Source organism: Nonomuraea sp. NPDC003709, from assembly GCF_040610775.1.
Taxonomy (GTDB): domain Bacteria; phylum Actinomycetota; class Actinomycetes; order Streptosporangiales; family Streptosporangiaceae; genus Nonomuraea; species Nonomuraea angiospora_A.
In genome coordinates this window covers 268,876-287,737 of record NZ_JBEXMW010000010.1, presented here as the reverse complement: position 1 = coordinate 287,737, position 18,862 = coordinate 268,876, and the positions used below count along the sequence as shown (strand labels likewise).

The window sequence follows — 18,862 nt, the reverse complement described above, 5'->3', positions numbered from 1 at the left end:
ATACCGACTGGTCGGTTGAGGTCATTTGCTGGTCTTGCGGGTACTAATTACGTCACCTTAGGCTCGCCTTGGTTGAGGGGCGGGTATCCCTTGACTGGCGAGGGATCTTCGGCGTGGCAGATCCTGCATCACATCTACATTGGGGGTTTGCCGTGCCCGGTGGCTCTATCTATGTGCAACCAGACGAGAAGTACACAGGGTCTTCTCCGCAGTGGTGGTACGAGAAGTTCTGGCGTGAGGACGCGTCCAACCGGCGCAAGTCCCGGTATGTCAAGGCGGCCGTGGGCTTCGTGATCGGGGTAGCGCTCGCGCTGAGGTTCGGCATGTCCGGGGCCGCTCCGCTGTTCGGCCTGCTCCTGGCCGGGCTCGTGGCGGCGGGCGACTGGCTCCTCGACTGGCGTTCCTTCCACGCGACGGCCGTGTGGCGCGGCGCGCGCAAGGGAGAGGCGATCACCGGGAAGCTGCTGCGCAGGTCCCTCGGCCGCCTCGGCTACACCGTGCTCGACGGCCGCGCCATCCGCGGCCAGGCGTCGATCGACCACCTGGTGATCGGCCCGGGCGGCTTGTGGATCATCGACAACGAGTCCTGGAGCCCCGACACCGAGATCGCCTGCTACGCCGGCCGGTTGTTCTTCGGCGAGAAGTACGGCACCAAGACGGCCAAGCCGCTGGTGGAGGCCTCCGAGGCGTTCGCCGAGCTGCTGAGCCGCGAGACGCGCATCCCGGTGACGATCACGCCCCTGCTCGCCGTCCACTGCGGGCTGCTGCCCAAGGGCGGCATCGTGGTGGCCGAGGGCCTGACGCTGCTCAAGCCGCGGCTGGCGGCCAAGGTGATCAAGTCGGCCGACCACGTCGCGCTCAACGCCGAGCAGATCGAGCTGCTGACCCGCACCGCGGCCAGGGAGCTGCACCGCGCCTGAGGCTTCAAGCCGGCGCCGGCGCCGGCGGCTTCAGGCCGGCGCCTCAGGCTTCAGGCCAGCGTCTCGATGAAGGCCGTGAGCTGGGCGACGTTGCGGCACTCGTGCATGGGGACGACCGCTCCGTACTCGCTCGCGACCGAGTCTCCCGTGTCCCACTGCGCCACGGGCTCGGGGTTGAGCCAGTACGCGTGCCGCGAGCGGCCCACGAGCGACCTGAGCACGTCCAGGGCGGGCGGCTGGTAGTTGGAGCGGGCGTCGCCCAGGATCAGCAGCGAGGTCCTGGGCCCGATGGCGTCGCCGTACTGCTCGGCGAAGCGCTCCAGCGAGTGCCCGTAGTTGGTACGCCCGAAGCGCACCATGTCGGCCTCGTTCGTCAGCCTGGTCATGGCCTCGACCACGTCGGCGCCGGGGACGAAGAACCGGGTGATCTCGTCCACCGTGTCCACGAACCCGAACGCCCGCACTTTGGTGAACTGCTCCCTCAGCGCGTACGTGAGCAGCAGCGTGAAGTGGGCGAACGACGAGACCGAGTCGCTGGTGTCGCAGAGGATGACCAGCTCGGGCTTGTGCGGCCGCGGTGGCCTGAAGTGCGTGGTCAGCGGCACGCCGCCGCTCTGCAGCGAGGCCCGCATGGTCCTGCGGAAGTCGAGGCGGCCGCGCCTGCCCTTGCGCTGCTTGATCGTCAGGCGGGTGGCCAGGCGTCTGGCCAGCGGATGGACCTCGCGGCGCAGCCTGGCCAGATCCGCCTTGGTGATGCGGAGGAAGTCGATCTGGTCGAGCGGGGGCCGGACGGCGGAGCGGGCGATGCGCTCGATCCCCGAGTCCTCGGCGATGCGGCGGCGCACGTCGGTGGCCACGGCCTCCTCGAAGCGCCGGGTGTTGTCGTAGACCGTCCTGCGGGCGTTCTTCTCGGCCAGGCCGCCGCGCTCCTGGCCCTGAAGGACGTTCTGGAGGATGCGGGCCATCAGCGTCTCGGGGGAGAGGGCGCGCATGACGCTGTAGGAGAACCAGTTCTGCCGCCCGGGGGTGGCGGCCGGCTGGTGGCCGAAGCGCCCCACCATGGCCTGGGCGAACTCGCGCAGCTCCTGGTCGGTGCCGCCAGTCAGGAGCCGGGCGAGATGGTCGCGCAGCTCGTCGACGGGCGCCGTCTCCAGGTCGATCGGCCGCTCGGCGCGCTCGGTGTGCATGCCGGACGTCGAGGCCGGGAACCACAGGTCGAACAGCACGTCGAACCCCGGCCGGTACGCGGGCTTCTTGACCAGCGTGGCCGCGTAGGCGGCGCGCAGCGACTCCCGCTCGCTGAGCTCGATCACCCGCAACGCGTGCGCGGCGTCCAGCCCCTCGGCCACCGACACCGGGATCCCGGCCTCGCGCAGCGCCCGCACGAACCCGACATGCCTATCGATCAGCGACATCCGGCAACCCCAGCTCCTTGACCGCCCGCGCCTGGTCGGAGGCGTGCTTGAGCACCACGCCCAGCGTCCCGGCCACGGTGGCCTCGTCGAGGTCGTCCCGCCCGAGCGCCAGCAGCGTGTTGGCCCAGTCGACGGTCTCGGCCACCGACGGCGCCTTCTTCAGCTCCAACGCCCGCAGCGTGGCCACCGTCCTGGCCAGCCGCTCGGCCAGGTCGGCCCGGATGCCCGGCACCTGGCTGAGCACGATGTCCCGCTCCCGCTCGGGGGTGGGGTATTCGAGGTGCAGGTAGAGGCAGCGCCGCTTGAGCGCCTCGGACAGCTCGCGGGTGGCGTTGGAGGTCAGCACCACGTACGGCCGGCGCGTGGCGGCGATCGTGCCCAGCTCCGGGATCGTGATCTGGAAGTCCGACAGCAGCTCCAGCAGCAGCCCTTCGACCTCGACGTCCGCCTTGTCGGTCTCGTCGATGAGCAGCACGGTCGGGCCGGCGGCCCTGATCGCCTTCAGCAGCGGCCGCTCCAGCAGGAACTCCTCGGAGAAGATGTCGTCGTCCGCGCTGGTGGCCTGGATCCTGAGCAGCTGCTTCTTGTAGTTCCACTCGTACAGGGCCCTGGCCTCGTCGAGCCCCTCGTAACACTGCAGCCTGATCAGCTCGGCCCCGGTCGCCAGGGCCACGGCCTTGGCCAGCTGCGTCTTCCCCACGCCCGCGGGGCCTTCGACCAGCAGCGGCTTGCCCAGCGCCGCGGCCAGGAACACCGAGGTGGAGATGGCGTCGTCGGAGAGGTAGTCGACGGCGGCGAGCCGCTCCGCCACCTCGGCGGGAGAGTCGAACATCGATGATCCTGTCTGCCGGGAGCCGGGGGCCGAACTTTATTCTAGCCTTGACCGCCCGACAGGCCCGCCTGCTACCGATTCGACCAGGATGCGGATCACCGGTATATTCCTCTCTGCAAGCGCCGCTAGCTCAGTTGGTTAGAGCAGCTGACTCTTAATCAGCGGGTCCGGGGTTCGAGTCCCTGGCGGCGCACCGCACGAAAAGGGCGGGGATGCCAAGGCATCCCCGCCCTTTTCGTTGTCAGGATTCGACGCTCCCTGTGCTCTCCGCGTTCTGCGCGCTCAGTTGCGCCTCCTGCTGCACTTCCTGGATCTGCTCCTGGGTGACGTTGAGGTTCCCGAACTCCTTGACCGCCTGGTAGTACGTCCAGGCCAGGCCGTTGCAGGTGGACTTGGAGACGCCCGAGTACTTGGCGCACACCTGCTTCATGTCGTAATAGAACGAGTCATCGATGCGCGACTTGTTCGCCGGGAACTGGCTCACGTCCTTGTAGTTGCGGTAACCGAAATCGTGCCTTCTGCACGGCATCCGGAAATCGAAGCCGAGCGGCTGGTCCGGGCTGCTCGAGCACAGGTCGGTCGACCAGTCGAAGGCGTAGTCCGCCCACGCGGCCTGGTTCTCCCAGGCCGCCCGCCAGGACGAGGCGCTGGCGGCCGTGGGCTGCGAGAAACCGGAAAGAGCGGCGAGCTTCTGCTCCAAGGTCACCGCGTGGGCGGGCAAGGCGAACCCGAGTACGGTGATCACAGAGAGGGCGAAAGCGGCGAGTAGCGCGCGGGATCGTCTGACCATGAGGACCTGCTCCTGTTGCCGGGGGGTCGGATGCACGTCCTCACGATGACCCGAAACCATCGGGAAGGGCAGAAGCAGATCTTGCTCAATTCCGAAAGAAGGGTTCGCCGAGTCTCGATCTTTACATGGTGCCGCTTTTCTGTCAGTCGTGGAGTCAGTGAGGCCCGATGCCCTCCAGGGTGAAGCGCGCGTTCCACTCCCGCACCCACCTCGGGCCGAAGCCCTCGGCCGAGTTCAGCGGCGTGGCGGCCGCGTCGAACTTCCCCGTCGCCGGGTCGAAGGCGAAGCCGGCGGCGGTGTCCTTCCTGACGTTGAAGGAGTCGAAGTCGGGGTTGAACGTCTTGTTGCTCAGGCCGCCGGCGTCGTCGGTGTAGGCGAAGCCGCCCGACGCGATGCTCACCGACCGGGTCAGCACGTTGTGGGACGGCACGTACACGGAGTCCGGGTCGCGCCAGACGTACGCGTCCGTGCACTCCGTGGCGCCGACGGCGGTGCAGATCCGGCCGCTCGCGTCCGCCGGGACGTACCAGGACCGGATGTTCGGGTACTGGCGGCCGTAGTGCCGGTACCACTTCTCGATGTTCTCGCGCGTGTTGGTGAAGCCGGTGCCGTCGCCGGCCTTCAGCATGTCGTTGAAGCGCTCGACCACGACCTTGGAGTTGGGCACCGGCAGCCGCCCGCCGCTCTCGTGGTAGAGCTTGTCGTGCCCGACGTACGTCACGTCCTTGAACACGTTGTCGGTCGCGACGTTGCTGTGCCCCGACTGGTAGAACAGGCCGTGCTGGGCCCCGTCGAAGAAGTTGTGGTGGATCACCATCCCCGACATCCCGTCGTCCATGTAGACGGCCTGGTTGCCCTTCGGCCCGACGTTCCTGAAGAGGTTGTAGGAGATCACGTTGTTCAGGTACGTGTAGTCGCGGCCCGCGTAGATCACCCCCTGGTCCGAGGCGTGCGTCACGAGGTTCTCGAACCGGTTGTGACTCACCTCCATGTCGTTGCCCATGATCTGGATGGCCATGTGTGGCGCGTCGTGGACGTTGTTGTACCTGAAGGTGTTGCCGACGCCGTACAGGTAGCCCGCCGGGGTGTAGGTGGCGAGCTTGGAGAAGTCGTAGATCTCGTTGTGCTCCACGACGTGGTCGCCGCGCTCGAGCGAGTCGCGGTCGCCGCCGGCCGTGAACACCCCGCCGCCGCCCAGGTCGTGCAGCCTGCTGTTGACCACCCGGTTGCGGTGGCCGCCCCGGCTCGTGCGGTACTCGGCGATGGCCGTGATCGCGTCGTTGGCCTCGCCGATCGCGACCGCGTCCATGCTGACGTTGAGGATCTCCAGGCCGTCGATGGTGCACGACTCCGCGTCGAGCAGGCGTACGCCGGTGCCGGTCGTGCCGTTGAGCTTCAGCCCCTTGAGCGTCACCCCCTTGACGTTCTCCAGCGTGAAGAAGGGGGCGTCGAAGGAGGTCAGGCTGATCCGCTTGCCCTCGACCGTGCCGCCGGGCGGGTAGTAGTAGAGGGAGTCGCCGCCGTTCCAGCGGTCGATGTAGTACTCGCCCTCGGCGTCCAGCTCGCTCAGCACGTTCTGGGCCACGAACGACGTCCACTTGTCCGTGGCGGCGTACATCGTGGGGTAGCGGGTCCTGAGCTCGTCACCGTTGACGGAGTCGATGCGCACGCGGTCGTTGGCATAGTTGTTGCCGAAATATCCGGACAGCCAGCCGTCGGTCTCGTACGTCGTGTTGTCGGCGGTCCCGCCGGGCGGGGCCCACGTGGCGGAGCGCTCCTTGAGCGCCGGGTCGACCGCGGTGTAGGCGGGGCCGGGCAGCTTCAGCATGTCCTCGTAGGGCAGGGTGGTGCCGTCCGCGGTCTTGTCCGAGAAGTAGTCGCGGGCGCCCTTCGGCGCCTCTTTGACGGTGAGGTCGGCGCGGTCCAGTTTCTCGCCGCCGTTCGGATACTGCGCCAGGGTCTGCGCGACGTCGTCGGTGATCAACTCGGGCGCATACGGCTGCGGCTTCCAGTTGAACCCGTTCTTGTTGAGCCGCCCGGCCGGGATGCCCTCGGCGGCCAGGTCGTAGACGTAGACATTGCCGGACACCGAGTCCCGGACCCGCGACTTCGACGACCACTTGGCCTCGCCCGCCGGGAGGTCGCTCAGCCTGCGGAACTTCTCCGGCGAGAGCGTGGTGACCCCGGCGAACTCCACCCGCTCGCCCGGATAGGCGGCATAGGTGACGTAGGAATTGCGCTCCCCGCTGAGCTGGACGGTCCTGGACGTCCGGTAGACGCCGCCCCTGATGCGGACCATCCCGGGGGAGCGGGCGCTCGTCCGGCCCGCCAGCGCGTCGCGGGCCTGCTCGACGGTCGCGAACGGGTCCTGCTCGGTGCCGCGGGCCCCGTCCCTGCCGTCCGGCGACACGTACACGGTAAGCGGGGCGGCGGCCGCCGCCGGGGCTTGCGTCGCGGCGGTCGCCGGTAAGACCGCGACCAGGATGACCATCACGTTTCTGATTCGGCTGCGTCGCACCATAATCGATAAAATATTACAGGTGTGACCCAGAGATCAATCGTTTGACCGAGGCCGACCCTCAGCGGTCGTGGAGACGGTGGAAGTCGTCCAGGCTCTGGCGGTAGAAGGCGAGATCGCTCTCCAGCTTCTGCCTGGTGAGCCGATGAGGCTCGGACTCCCGCAACGCCCTGCCCATCCCGGTCCAGAAGGCGTCAGGGGGCAGTTCGGCGGCGCCTCGGGGGAAGAACTTCAGCGCCTCGGCCACGGCGTCGGCGGCGAAGCGCCAGTCGGTCTCGATCCTGCCGAACGCCTCGGGGTCCGAGGGGTCCGCGGCGAAGAACAGCCCGCCCTCCAGCGCCCGGCTCGCGTAGGTGGCGGCGACGAGCACCCACTGGCCGGGGTCGATCAGCTCGGAGAGGCCGGAGCCGAAGATCAGCCCCGCCTGCCTCGCCACGATCTCGGCCTCCTGGGGGACCAGGACCTCCGTGCCGCCGAGCCGCACCACCCAGCCGTCCGCGTCCTGCTCGGCCTCCGCCCGGCGCGACGCGCCCTGCTCCCCGCCGGCCATCAGATCGAAGTAGACGTACGCCTCCACGAGGGAACGGGCGAGACCGCGCTCAGGCATGCCGGCCCGCCAGGTCCTGGTAGGTGTCCCTGACGATGAGCAGCCGGTCGAGCTGGAACCTGCCGGGGTCGGCCGCCCGCAACTGCTGCCCGCGCTCGGACCAGAACCCGTCGTCGGGCACCGCGTCCGCCCCCGGCGGCACGAACTTGACGACCTCCTCGACGGCCGCGGTCGCGACCCGCAGCGTGCGCTGAGCCTCGGCCTGGTCGTCCACCGGCACGTTGCCCGCGCTCAGGTCGGCCACCCACAACCATTCGCCCGCGTCGAGCAGCTCGGACGGCTCCGTCCCGCCGAACGTCGGATAGCCGGTGGGCAGCACGGGACGCTCCGGCAGGCCGAACAGGTATTCCCGGGCCGTCCCGCACTCCCCGCACACGCCGGAATAGCGGTTGACCAGCCCTTCCTCGACGCTTACCAGCCCGCTGTGCCAGGTCGTGTCCACCGACCCGCAGGCGCACGGGTGCAGATCGAGGTAGAGATGCGCCTCATCCCTCGTCCGCGCCACCGCGAATGCCATAGCCGTCCTCTCCTCGGAAGTCCCATCATGCCGGAACGCGCGATCCCGCTCACACTGCCATCGTGCGCGCCACGGCCGGTTCCCGCCCGGCGCGCAGGCCGCACTCGCACGGCCCGTCGGCGGGGCACCGGCAGTTCCCCTCTTCCGGCGGCGACCAGCCGGTCGCGTTGGCGAGCGTGCGCAGGCGGTCCATGTACGCCGGCAGGTCCCGGGGACGCGCCCCGTCCGCCAGCCTGGCGAGCTCGGTGGCCAGCGGCTGCGGGACGAGCTGCCACACCTGGGGGCGGGTGGCGGCGAGCAGGTCGTGGAGCACGCCGAGCCGGGCCGGCCGCTGGCGGGCGGTGGCCGCGCGTGCCTGGCGCACGGCCTCGTACAGCTCGGCCAGGGCCGCGTGGTCGCCGGCGGCCGTCGCGCCCAGCGTACGGGCGACCGCTCCCGCGACGGTCGCGGCGGCGGCCCGCTCGTTCGCGCCGATCGTGCGGCGGCCGTCCACCTGGACGGTCAGCATGCCCGGGTCACCCATCGGGCCCGACCGCACCTCTACGGGGATGGGCGGGCGGCCGGGGAGCACGATGTCCAGCAGGCCGGAGCCGTAGTCGTGGACCCGGGCGCCCATGAGCGCCGCGCCGCGCTCGACGGCCCTGGCCGCGGCCGTCTCCGGCAGCGTCGCATGGCCGCGGATCGCCGTGACGTCGGCGGGAGAGAGCTCGCCCGCCCGCGCCAGTGCCAGCAACCGGGGCGCCGCCCCGGCCTGGCCGGGCGCCAGACCGGCCCGCGCCGCCTCGGCACGCAGCGCCTCGGCCGCGCCGCTCCAGCCGCCTTCGGTGACCGCGCGGGCCAGCCCGCGCAGCCGCGCGAGCGTCGCGGCGTCGGCCACCCCGAGCACCTGTCCCGGCGCCGTGGGGTGTGCGCCGAAGGCCGGCCCCGGGCCGAGCGTCCGGCCCGCCGGGCGGCCGTCCAGCGCGGCCGCGTGCGCGGCGATCTGCTCGGCCACCGCGACGACCCCGCGCTCGCCTCCGTCGGCGGGCACGCGAAGCGCCAGCCGCCCCGGCTCGCGCGAGTCGACGGTCACGTCCGTGGCGCCCGGCGCGGCGTCGGCCAGCGCCACGGTGAAGGTCCCGCTCCTGGTGGACACCGTGAACTCGCCCAGGGGCCCCGCCGGAGCCAGGTCGGCGACGCCGGCGGTCTGCGCCAGCCTGCCGAGCCCGGCCGGCGAGGTGTCCAGCCCCACCGGGCCTCCTCCGTTAAGCAGCCGCGCGAGCCGGCTCAGCGGCTGAGGGGCGGCCGGCGCCCGCGGGCCCGTTCCCCACGGTGGCGCGGGCGGGGTGTGGCCGCGGCGTTCGAGGTCGGCCGCGATGGCGTCGATCGCGTCGGCCAGGAGCGAGCGCGTGGCCGGGTCGGAGGTCGCGTGCCACTTGCGCGACAGGTGGGCGTGCTCGTTCAGGCGGGGGAGCAGGCAGTAGTCGGTGCCCTCGGTCTGGTGTTCCGACAAGGAGGTCCTGATCACGCCCTGCGGAGCGCCCGACGACGCGGCGAGCGTCTCCTGCAGGACGTGCGAGAGCTCGTGCACCAGGACCGACGACACCACGTCCGGGTGCACGCGCGGCCAGAAGCGCATGACGTGTGGGTCGTCCGCCGTGCCCGTGCGCAACTCGGTGGAGGCGTCGTTGCCTGCGCCCGGTTCCCCGATCAGCACGCGGACGTGCTGATCGGGCGCGTTGGGGACCTGGACGGTCAGCGTGTCGCCGTTCCAGGCGACGTGCGCGGCGGCGCCGCCCAGATCGCCGAGGGTGATGTCCTGGTTGCGCAGCTCGTCCATGGTCAGGTCGGGGACCCCGTCGGGCCGGCCCGACCGGCTGAAGGGCGTGCCCTCGATCGCGGGGGAGGGCATGCCGCCGGGCGTCAGCCCCTGGGCGACGCTCCCGCCCGCCGTCGGGCTCGTCGCCTCCCGGTCGGCGGGCCACACTGACTTGTCGACGTCGGCGAGCAGGATGCCCTGTGCCATCAGCGCGGCCCTGACCTGATGGACGAACGTGCCGGGCTCGTGGGAGTTCATGAAGACGTGGCGCAGGTCGAGGCCCGCCTGGTCGGCGGCGTCCAGCAGGTTGGGCGGAAGGGTGGCGAACGCCTCGGCGAAGCCGCCGTCGGGCGTCGTGCTGTGGATCGTGCCGTCGGGGGCGGCGTCGTACCGGTGGATCCCGTCCGCCTCCCGGATCGCGACCCGGGCCACCATGCCGCGTTCGCGGGCGGCCAGTCGCGCGTCCTGGAGGATCTGGATCAACCCGGAGCGGCCCTCGGCCGGAGCGAACGAGAACGTCGTCCAGCCGGGATCGACCGACGGTGTGAGCCGCACGTTCGACTCCACCCGGGAGCGCAGCTCCGCGATCTCGTCCTCGAAGAGCGTCACGTCGATCTCGCCGCTGGTGGCCCCCGCCATGTGGACGGGATCGCCGACGGGGTGCTCGTTGCCGTCCCGCAGCCGCGCCACGTGCTCGAAGGTGAGGTCGTAGTCCACCCTGAGCCGGACGACGTAGGCCTTGCCCTGCTCGAACTTGCTGCGCTCGCGGCGCGCCCCGTGGTGGTCCGACACGCTCTCGGACGCCTGCTCGCCGGCCCGCACACCGCCGTCGAGGCCGGACTCGCCGTCGCTCATGCTGCCGCTCGTGCCGACGGGCAGCGTGCGGCCGCGGGACACCGTCGCGTTCTGGGCGTCGGCCGCCCTGTCGACCTCGCCCTTCTCCGCGTCGATGGGCCCGGCGATGATGGTGAAGTCCGACAGGCGGGCCCGGATCGTGACCTGCGCACCCTGGTTCTTGAACTTCTGCCTGGCCAGCGGCACGACGAGGCCGGCCGGCCCCGCCATCCGCTCGAACCCGGTCAGCAGGGCGTCGTGGGACAGCCGCTTGACCAGCTCGGCCCGGCGTTCCGCGACCGAGGCGGCACCCAGCATCTTCGCGAACCGCGAGGTGATGATGTCGAAGAGGAGGGGTTTGCCGGCGTGCTCCCGCAGCCTGTCGGGGAAGTAGCCGGGACGCAGCTCGACCCGCCGGGGGTCGATCACGGGGGTGACCGGCCCCGGGTCCTCGCCGACGGGCCGGATCATGCCGGTCGGGATGCGCCGCACGAGTGTGGCGCGGTACTTGACCGGGGGCGCGACGCGGAGGATGCGCCGGAGCGCGTCCGCGGCGCGCCGGGCCGCGGACCGGAACTTGCCCGCGCGCACCGGCCTGCGGGTGACCTCGATGACCAGCGTCATCTTCTGCTCGACCCGGTTCATGCCGTTGAACACGGCCATCCGCTGCAGCCGCGTTCCCTGCCGGTTGGTGGAGCCCGAGTACGAGCGGCCCCGGTCCGTCCCCACGCCGACGCCGTGGCCGTCGCCGTTGTCCACGCTGCCCTGGTTCACGCCTGCCGAGTAGGAGCCGTTGTACGACTCGGAGTGCGACAGGTCGGTGTAGCGGTAGCGCTGCCTGATGACACCGGCCTGCGAGGTGTGCGTGAGGAACCGGCCCCGGCGGGAGTCCTCCGGGTCGTCGTACACCAGCCGCGCCGTGACCGTCACCTCCTCGGCCTGCGCGGTCTGCGAGCCGACCTGGACGTGGTAGCTCTTCTCGTAGCCCTGCGTCGACCACATGTCGTTGACGTGGATCAGCGCGGCGTCACTGGAGAAATCGACGCTCAGCTCGTCGAGCAGGGTCGGGCTCTCGTCCACGGCCTCGGGGTGGGCGGCGCGGACGGCGTTCAGCACCGCATCCATCATGTCGACGGGATTGCCCTGCTCGTCGGTCAGGTCGAGCGACTCCACCGTGCCCAGGCCCACCGTCCCGTCGTACGACGGCGCCAGCACGACGTCCCTGGAGCGGTCGATCAGGTCCGTCGCCTCGCTCAGGGTCTGGTCGAGCTGCTGCTGCTCGTTTCCCTGCTGGGCCGTGGTGGCCGCCGGGCCGAGGCCCGTCAGCTCCTTGATCTTCTCCAGCAGGGCCTGCGGGGTGTGCCGCGCGGCGTATCCCACGTCCTCGCCGGCGGCCCGCGCCTTGGCGACGTCCATGATGTAGCGCTGGACCAGGGGCACGGCGAGGCTCGGGTCGAGCTTCATGCTGCCGTTGAGGAAGCGCTCGACGGCGTCGCCCACCAGGGGGCCGGGCAGCGGGAGCTCGCCTTCGGCGTACATCGCCAGCGCGTCGTCCTCGGAGAGCATGAACAGCCCGGTGCCCTGCGCCGTGGCCGGTTCGTGCTCGCCGCTCGGGACCCGGCCCGCCAGCGGCACCGCGTGCGCCATGCTCTCCGAGCCGGTGACCGTGAGGTCCGCGGTGGCCCGGAGGAGGATCTGACGGCCGAAGTCGATCGAGAGCCCCTCGTCGCCCCAGATGTCGAGGACCGAGGTGGAGACGGAGGTGCCTCCCGACCGTGAGGGCAGCGAGAGCGAGCCGCTGTCGCTCGACGTGCCGCCGCCGTCGAGGTCGGAGACGCTGGTCGAGGCGCCGACGGAGTGACCCGACGAGCCGCCCCAGGAGACGCCGGCGCTGCCGAGCCCGAAGAGGATCTCTCCCTTCACGTGGTCGATGACGCCCAGCACCTCCATTTCGCCGACCTCGCCCGTCACCGTCATGGACGCCTGGGTGGGCGTCCCCTGCGGGCGGACGGCGAGGCCGGTGGTGAGCAGCCTCATCAGCATCCTGGGGTGCGAGACGAGGTTGCGCACGCCCAGGACCGCCATGAACATCTGGTACGCCACCGAGTCCTGGCGCATGCTCCCCGGCTGCACCTTCTTCGCGGCGGTCTGCAGGCTGCCGTGCGCGTCCCAGTGGACGAGCTTCGCCCTGGACAGCACCTTCTTCGACACCTTGCCGATGGAGGCGGGGGCCGAGCCGTCCTTCGCGGGGAGGAGGTCCGCCGCGAACAGCAGCCTGGCCGAGCCCCTGCCGGACGCCAGGGGGGTCGTCTCCCCGTCGTGCACGAGATCGACCTTCAGGTCGTGGCCCACGGAGAAGATCGCGACCGGGCCGGTGCTCTCGTGCAGGCTCACCACGTTGACCGTGCTGCCGACGCTCGAACCCGCCGTACGGGTGCGGTTGCCGCCGGCGCTGACGCCCACCTCGTGCGACAGCCCGTCGTGTCCCTTGTCGGGGCCGTCGCTCTCGGCGACCGAGGCGCCGCCGCCGTACGTCCTGGACTGGCTGACGGCCCGGGCCGAGGTGTCGGAGCCGATGTCGAGGTTGACCACCGTCTCCGAGTCCGTGTACCCGATGTAGCGGTAGTTCTTGAAGTCCTGCTTCAGCGAAATGTGCAGCATGTGGTGCTCAGGGGCGCCGTTCAGGCCGTGCGTCACCAGGTCGACGGCGATGCCCTCCTGGGCCAGGGTGTCGTAACCGGACCTGATCCGGTGCTCGGACAGCTGCTCGGTGACCTCCTGCAGGTTGAGGATCTGGGCTGCGCGGGCGAGCGAGTTGGACGCGTACTGCCGGACGTCGCCCACGGTCTTCGGGATGATGCCGCGATCGGCGAGCTGGTCCATCACCTTCTGCCTGACCTCGGCCAGCCCGTCGATGTCCTGGACGAGGCCGGGGCCGACGCCCCGCATCTGGCCCGGGCCGTCGCCGAGCCAGGAGGGCAGCTCGGGCTTGCGGCCGGGGGGCGGGCCGGGGCGCGGGTCGCCCCGCAGCACCTGGTTGCCGTCCGCGTCGAGCAGCGGCCGGCCGTCGTGATACACCAGCGCGTCCTGATCGACCGGCAGGCCGAAGCGGTAGGCGGCCGACTCCCGCATGGTGACCACCGCCGCGCTGCGCATCGGCCGGAGCTTGACGGGCGGCTTGCCGAACTCCTCCACGATGAACGTGGTCTCCAGCGCGAGCCGGTAGCTCTGCTTGGGGCTGGTCTTCCGGTGCACGCTCGGGTGGATCGCCTGCTGGTTGGCGGTGGCCGAGTACGACCGCGACGCCGACCTGGAGCCGCGGACCCGCGGCCCGATGCTGGGCTCGTAGCTGCCGAACCCGTCGATCTCCTGCAGCGCGGGATGGGTGAGCCCGGCCGAGGCGCTCGCTTCCAGCGACCCGCCGGACGACGCCCCGCCCGGCGTCGCGGCGAAGTCGACGAGCACCTCCTCCTCCCACTCCTCGGCGCTCGCCCCGCCGAGCGGCTCGCTCGCCACCAGCACGACCCGGGTCTCGGCGCGTACCCTCGCGTGCGGCTTGCCGTTCCTGGTGAAGACGCGCTCCAGATCGCCGTTGACCGCGTCGCGGAGCCGGTGGGGCAGCTCCTCGGTCACGAAGGTCCGCAGCTGGTCGTGGGGGATGGCGCCGACCTGGTCGTACAGCCCGCCCAGCGCCCCGGCGACCGTGTCCAGCGCGCCTTCCAGGCCGGTCATGCTGGTGATGATGTGGTTGGGGAGCTTGTCGTCGCGTTTGGCGTCGTCGACCCAGGCCAGCTTCCGCGGCGCCTGGTCGGTGAAGGAGTGCGAGACCCACAACCGCTGCCCGGCGGCGTCGCCGGGTGCGCCGGAGTTCACGACGGCGGCCTTCTGCCAGCCGTCCGTCTTCCGCGTGCGGATCTCGACGGTCCACGTCGCGGCGGCGTCGAACAGCAGCGACTCGCTCCTGTTGTCGGAGACGGAGCCGCCCTGCGCGTACATCCCCGCGCCGCCCGTGGCCGACCAGTTCCGGCCGGCCACGACCCCGACGCCGACCCCGAGCATCTCGGTCAGCGTCCTGGCCCATTCGCCCTCGGGCAGGAGCTGCGCCAGGACGGCCGTGTTGAAGCCGAGGGGCAGCCCGCCGCTGCCGGACTCGGTGGCGGTGACCGTACGGCCCGCCTGGAAGAACAGGCCCACCATCGTCTCCGACGCCTTGACGCCCGGGTCGAGCACTTCGACGAGGTCGGCGAGGGAGAGCTTGACCCGCACCTCCGCCGCGTTGCTGCCGCGGCCCACCCGCAGCACGACGCCATCGGGGGAGACGAGCTTGTGGAAGTCGGCGCGCAGGGCGCGCTCCAGCTCGTCCGTGCTGAACTGGTAGCCGATCTTGTGGCGTTCCAGGACGTTGTTGACGGCGGTGGTGAGAGCGGTGTGATGGGCGAGCGGGCCCGTCGGCATGGCCATGGACAGGCTGTCCTGCTGCGGCAGCGCCGCTGACAGGGCGTTCAGATAGCCCCGGTGGCGCCGCGCGGCCTCATTCGCCAGCGATCGGGCGATGGAGGCCATGCCGACCTCGCCTGGCCGGGTGGACGCTCCTGTCCGGCGCATCGCCGACAGCAGTTGCTCGTAGGCCTTTCTCGTCTGCGTCGCCTGCGCCAGGGCGGGGCCGTACGCCTTCGCGATCCTGGTGTGCCGCGCCTGCGTGGCGCGGTGCGCGCGGTTCTCCTGCCGTGCCTTGCGCGCCCGCTCGAAGCGGCCCTGATCGTGCTGCTTCATCGCCTTGCGCGCGTCCCGCGTGGCCTGGCGGGCCTTCTTGCGCGCCTCTTCGGCGCTGTTTGTCTTCGACTGGATCTGGATCTTGAGCGCCTGCTCGGCCTGGACCAGCGCGTCGATGACGGCCTGTACGTCCTCGGCGGACGGGTTGGGGCCGGGTAAGGGGGGCGCGAGGGACGGCCGGGTGCCCTGTGTGGGGGCCCACGGCGGCAGGGGCGGGGTCTGGCCGTGTTCGCGCAGCTGGCGGGCCACACCGTCGATGTCGACGGCGATGAGCCGCTTCTCCGGGAGCGTCTGGGCCTGGTGCCATTTGTCGGCCAGGAACGCCAGCTCGTTGAGCCAGGCGCGCACGCACGCGTTCTGCTTGGCCTCGCCGCTCTTGCGCGGCAGGATGCTCCGCCGCCCGCCGTCGCCGGCCTCCTGCAGCTTCTGCAGGGTGTCGGTGATCTCGTGCAGCCAGACCCTGGGCAGCTGGTCGGTGGCGACGCGCGGGTTGAAGTGGACGAGATGGGCGTCGTCCTCGGTCCTGCCGGTCCTGACCTCGGTCTCGCCCATCAGGTTCGGGGACAGGCCGCCGATGACGGGCCGGAAGTAGTGGGTGCCGTCCGTCGCCGTGTGGACCGCCAGCGTCCGGCCGTCCTGCGACCAGCTGAAGCCGGTCACGCCCTGGTCGAGGAAGTGGGCCGCGAGCAGCTCGGCGACCGCGTCGTACACCTCGTCGAAGTCCAGGTCGGGGCCCTGGCGGCCGTTGGGGACGTACCTGGTGCCGGGCACCGGCCGCGACGTGACCGTCCCCGGCTTGCTCGTGTACGCCGGTGCGGCGTCGGGCGCCGGGGCCGCGGCGGGGGCGGTCGGCTGCCCGGTCTGGACGACGTCCTCGCCCTGGACGACCGCCAGCAGGGCGGCGGCCTCGGCCTGCAGCTCCGAGAGGTCCTGGACCTCCTCGGCCCGCATGTCCAGCGCGGAGCGGACGCGGCCCATGGTGGCCGCGGAGATCACGCGCACGCCATTGGGGGTGGAGATGAGGAGGTCGCCCTCCGGGCCGACCACCGCGTTGGGGAAGTTCGCGGCGAGCGCGCCGATCAGCGCCGTACGGGCTCGGACGGCGGCGGGCATGGGCTGACCGGTCGGGGCCGACCCGTCGAGGGAGGTGACCGGCTGCCCGGAGCCGTCGTCGGCGAGCTGCGTCGAGCCGGCCGCGGCCTGGGCGTCGGGCACCGTCTGGCCGTCGGGCACCGTCTGGCCGTCGGGCGCCGTCTGACCGTCTGGCTGGGCGGGGCTGTTGTCGGGCTGTGCCGGGTTGTCCGGGGTTGCCTGGTTGGCGTCCAGTTGGGCGGGGTTGTTGTCTGGCTGGGCCGGGTCGGCGTCGGGCGCGGGGGTGCCGTCCGGTGACTGGCCCGTGGCTGAGGGGCGCCCGGCCTGTCCCGAGGCGTCGTCCGGTCGCGGGCCCGCGTCGCCGGCGGGCTGCGGCGCGGCGTCGTCCTGGGAGGGTGCCGCCGCACTCGGGTCCGCCTGGTCGGGTGCCGCCGCACTCGGGTCCGCCTGGTCGGGTGCCGCCGCATTCGGGTCTGTCTGGTCGGGGTCCTCGCCCCTGGAGGTCCGCCGCTGCGAGGCCGCGTCCGGGTCCGGCGCGGCGGGGTTGCGCCGGCCGTCGCCGTCCCGGCTGCCGTCGGCCCTCGGGGTCGCCGGAGCGTCGGGCCTCGGGGTCGCCGGTGCGGTCGCCTGCCCGCCGGACCTCACGGTGGTGGGCCCCGCGGGGTCGGGCTGGCGCACGGCTCCGGGCATGCCGGGCTGGGGACCGCCGTTCGTGGGGCCGCCGCCCGACGTGTTCCCGTCCGCCGGGCCCCCCGGCGGGCCACCCGCCGCGCGGCCGGCGTCGGTGTGCGCGGCGAGGTCGTAGGCGGAGGCGAGAGAGGTGACCGGGTGGGCGAGCGCGGTGTAGACCTCGGGGTTGAACGGGCTGATCGTCCCGGTACGCCCGGCGCCGCCCATGAAGCCACCCAGGAGGGAATCGGCCGTGAACGGGTTCTGCCACTGGTCGTAGACCACGCCGTTGGCGATGAAGCTGCCGGCCGGGGAGGCGATCGTGTTGGTGAGGCCCGTGGTCAGGGCGCGGCCCGCGAATCCCGGCACGTGGCTGGTGATCTGGGACACGGGCCCGGCCAGGGCCGTGCCGAAGAGCGCGCCGCCGCCCGCGCCGATGACCGAGGCGGCCGACTTGTTCACGTCCCAGTCCTGCACGGTGCCCATCTGGAGCTGCTGGTACTGGGAGGCCGCGTCGATGAAGAACTCCTCGCCGATCTCCTCGATCAGCTCCCGGCCGATCGGTGAGGCCAGCAGCCTGGCGATGAGGCCGCGCCCGGTGGCGCCGCTGAGCGCGGTCACCCTGGCCAGCTGCCGCACGCCCAGTTCCCGGCCGCCCAGGGTCATGAGCCTGACGAGGATCCGCGTGATGGCCGCGCGGGCGCCCGCCGCGTACGGCCCGATGATCGCGGTGGAGGAGCCGGCGGTGAAGAAGGCGACGAAGAGGGCGATCGCGATGGCGACGACCGTCACCCAGAAGGCCACGTTGACGGAGAGCTTGGAGTACTGCGTCTCGACGGCGAAGTTGTTGGCCTGCTGCGAGTAGGCCCGCGCGTTCCCGGACACCCCGGCCAGCCCGCCCTCGTGGCCGTACAGGAAGGTGGCCCTGGTGACGAAGTTCGCGGTCGCGGGCGAGATCCATCCGTCCAGGAGGACCCGCGTGGCCGAGCCCGCGGCCGGCGCGGAGCTGACGGACCCCTCGGCCAGCTTGTCGTACGCCTCGGACAGCTTCGACAGCCCGCTCTCGCTGGCGCCGGGCCATTTCTGCCCAGCCGAAAGCAGGGGGATCAGCCAGTAGACGACCCAGTCGGGCAGCGCCTCGGTCTCCCACGCGGGGAGGACGTCGCTGTCGATGCGGACCGCTGGCCGCGGGGCGGCAAGGCCGCCGCCGTTCTTGCTGCCGGAGCCGTGGACCCCGGTGTCGGCGTTGACCGTCACGTCCTGGGCCTCAGATTTCCCGCACCCGCCCGGCCGCCATGTCGCGCTTGATGTCGAGATCCATCTTCAGGGTGTTGTCGACGGCCGTGCGCACCCCGCTCCCCGCGCCGGTGATCTCCTTGGCCAGCTGGGTGCACTGGCTGAGCATCTGGTTGGGGCCGTCGTTGCGGAAATGGGCGGCCCTGAACGCTTCGCCCTCGGCGCCGGGACCCCACGGGGCGGCTTCGAGCGCCTCCTGGACCAGGGCGACCAGCCTCGCCGACTCGTGTTCGAGGTCTTCGGCCATCGTCGACCACTCGGACAGCCCCCGGTCCACGCTGGGCTTGATGATCTGCGTACCGTCCCAGAGCCTCATCGTTCACCCTCCATCCGCTCGGCGAGTTGCGTCAGGGCGGTTTCGACGTCGCCGTCGAGGTGTGCCTCGAGCTCCGCACGGGGGATCACCGGCTCCAGGATCTCCGTGACGCGCTCGCGGGCGCCGGCCGCCGCCCGCTGAGCCGTCTCGACGATCGTGTCGGCCAGCTGCCGTGCCTCGGGCCGCCGGTAGATGCGCGGGTCCAGGTCGAGCCGGACGAGCTCGCCACGCGGGCCGACCGTGACCGACACCAGGCCGTCGCGTGACTTCTCGGTGAACTGCACCCCTCTGGCCTGGGCGTGCAGCTCCATGCCCGCGTCCTGGATCTGCCGGAACATGGCGCGCAGCTCGTCGGCGTATGCCCTCATCGCCGCCGAATCAGGCTGGTCGAGCGACTCCATGACACCCCCTGAAGCCAGGCCTCCCGTCTACGGGAAATCCTCTTACGAAACTTCCACGTTTCTAGTTAGTTTCCGTCACATGAA

10 protein-coding genes and 1 tRNA gene are annotated in these 18,862 nt (G+C 71.4%); 2 read left to right on the top strand and 9 right to left on the bottom strand.

Translation table 11 applies throughout. From position 1 onward, the window contains the following. Positions 1-173: 173 nt before the first annotated feature. Entirely contained in the window at positions 174-920 is a 747-nt protein-coding gene (locus ABZX61_RS30155) for a nuclease-related domain-containing protein (protein ID WP_355199550.1), read from the top strand. Positions 921-970: 50 nt separating this feature from the next. Here ABZX61_RS30155 and ABZX61_RS30150 read toward each other — a convergent pair whose 3' ends face one another. Both ABZX61_RS30150 and ABZX61_RS30145 read right to left on the bottom strand, forming a co-directional pair. Next, positions 971-2,335 carry a VWA domain-containing protein gene (locus tag ABZX61_RS30150; RefSeq protein ID WP_355199549.1) on the bottom strand — a complete coding sequence of 455 codons (1,365 nt, stop codon included), beginning with the start codon at positions 2,333-2,335 and terminating at the stop codon, positions 971-973. Next, a complete protein-coding gene (locus ABZX61_RS30145) occupies positions 2,319-3,167 on the bottom strand; it encodes a MoxR family ATPase (protein WP_185067936.1) in 849 nt (282 codons plus the stop codon). Before ABZX61_RS30145 ends, ABZX61_RS30150 begins: the two co-directional genes overlap by 17 nt. Before the next feature lie 119 nt (positions 3,168-3,286). Here ABZX61_RS30145 and ABZX61_RS30140 point away from each other — a divergent pair. Beyond that, positions 3,287-3,360 (top strand) — tRNA-Lys (locus ABZX61_RS30140). 48 nt (positions 3,361-3,408) lie between these two features. Here ABZX61_RS30140 and ABZX61_RS30135 read toward each other — a convergent pair. From ABZX61_RS30135 to ABZX61_RS30105, 7 genes are all read right to left on the bottom strand, one after another. Continuing rightward, on the bottom strand, positions 3,409-3,993 hold the full coding sequence (locus ABZX61_RS30135; protein ID WP_355199548.1) for a phospholipase: 585 nt from the start codon (positions 3,991-3,993) through the stop codon (positions 3,409-3,411). A 118-nt stretch (positions 3,994-4,111) separates the two neighbouring features. After that, positions 4,112-6,448: a right-handed parallel beta-helix repeat-containing protein gene (locus ABZX61_RS30130; RefSeq protein WP_355199625.1), complete on the bottom strand. Its 2,337-nt coding sequence runs from the start codon at positions 6,446-6,448 to the stop codon at positions 4,112-4,114. A gap of 88 nt (positions 6,449-6,536) precedes the next feature. Then, the gene (locus ABZX61_RS30125; protein ID WP_355199547.1) at positions 6,537-7,082 is read right to left on the bottom strand and encodes a hypothetical protein; all 546 of its coding nucleotides are present in this window, start codon (positions 7,080-7,082) and stop codon (positions 6,537-6,539) included. Next, the gene (locus tag ABZX61_RS30120; protein ID WP_355199546.1) at positions 7,075-7,599 is read right to left on the bottom strand and encodes a hypothetical protein; all 525 of its coding nucleotides are present in this window, start codon (positions 7,597-7,599) and stop codon (positions 7,075-7,077) included. Before ABZX61_RS30120 ends, ABZX61_RS30125 begins: the two co-directional genes overlap by 8 nt. 49 nt (positions 7,600-7,648) lie before the next feature. Next, positions 7,649-18,022: a hypothetical protein gene (locus tag ABZX61_RS30115; RefSeq protein ID WP_355199545.1), complete on the bottom strand. Its 10,374-nt coding sequence runs from the start codon at positions 18,020-18,022 to the stop codon at positions 7,649-7,651. Between the two features lie 10 nt (positions 18,023-18,032). After that, positions 18,033-18,377, bottom strand: coding sequence for a hypothetical protein (locus ABZX61_RS30110; RefSeq protein ID WP_355199544.1), 345 nt, complete (start codon positions 18,375-18,377; stop codon positions 18,033-18,035). Continuing rightward, positions 18,374-18,778 (bottom strand): YbaB/EbfC family nucleoid-associated protein, encoded by a 405-nt coding sequence (locus ABZX61_RS30105; RefSeq protein WP_350728221.1) that lies wholly within the window; start codon positions 18,776-18,778, stop codon positions 18,374-18,376. Before ABZX61_RS30105 ends, ABZX61_RS30110 begins: the two co-directional genes overlap by 4 nt. Between the last annotated feature and the right edge of the window lie 84 nt (positions 18,779-18,862).

Coding starts and splice junctions, on each gene's coding strand:
- ABZX61_RS30145 (WP_185067936.1), bottom strand. CDS start 3,167: ATGTTCGACTCTCCCGCCGAGGTGGCGGAGCGGCTCGCCGCCGTCGAC.
- ABZX61_RS30130 (WP_355199625.1), bottom strand. CDS start 6,448: ATGGTCATCCTGGTCGCGGTCTTACCGGCGACCGCCGCGACGCAAGCC.
- ABZX61_RS30120 (WP_355199546.1), bottom strand. CDS start 7,599: ATGGCATTCGCGGTGGCGCGGACGAGGGATGAGGCGCATCTCTACCTC.
- ABZX61_RS30110 (WP_355199544.1), bottom strand. CDS start 18,377: ATGAGGCTCTGGGACGGTACGCAGATCATCAAGCCCAGCGTGGACCGG.
- ABZX61_RS30125 (WP_355199547.1), bottom strand. CDS start 7,082: ATGCCTGAGCGCGGTCTCGCCCGTTCCCTCGTGGAGGCGTACGTCTAC.
- ABZX61_RS30150 (WP_355199549.1), bottom strand. CDS start 2,335: ATGTCGCTGATCGATAGGCATGTCGGGTTCGTGCGGGCGCTGCGCGAG.
- ABZX61_RS30105 (WP_350728221.1), bottom strand. CDS start 18,778: ATGGAGTCGCTCGACCAGCCTGATTCGGCGGCGATGAGGGCATACGCC.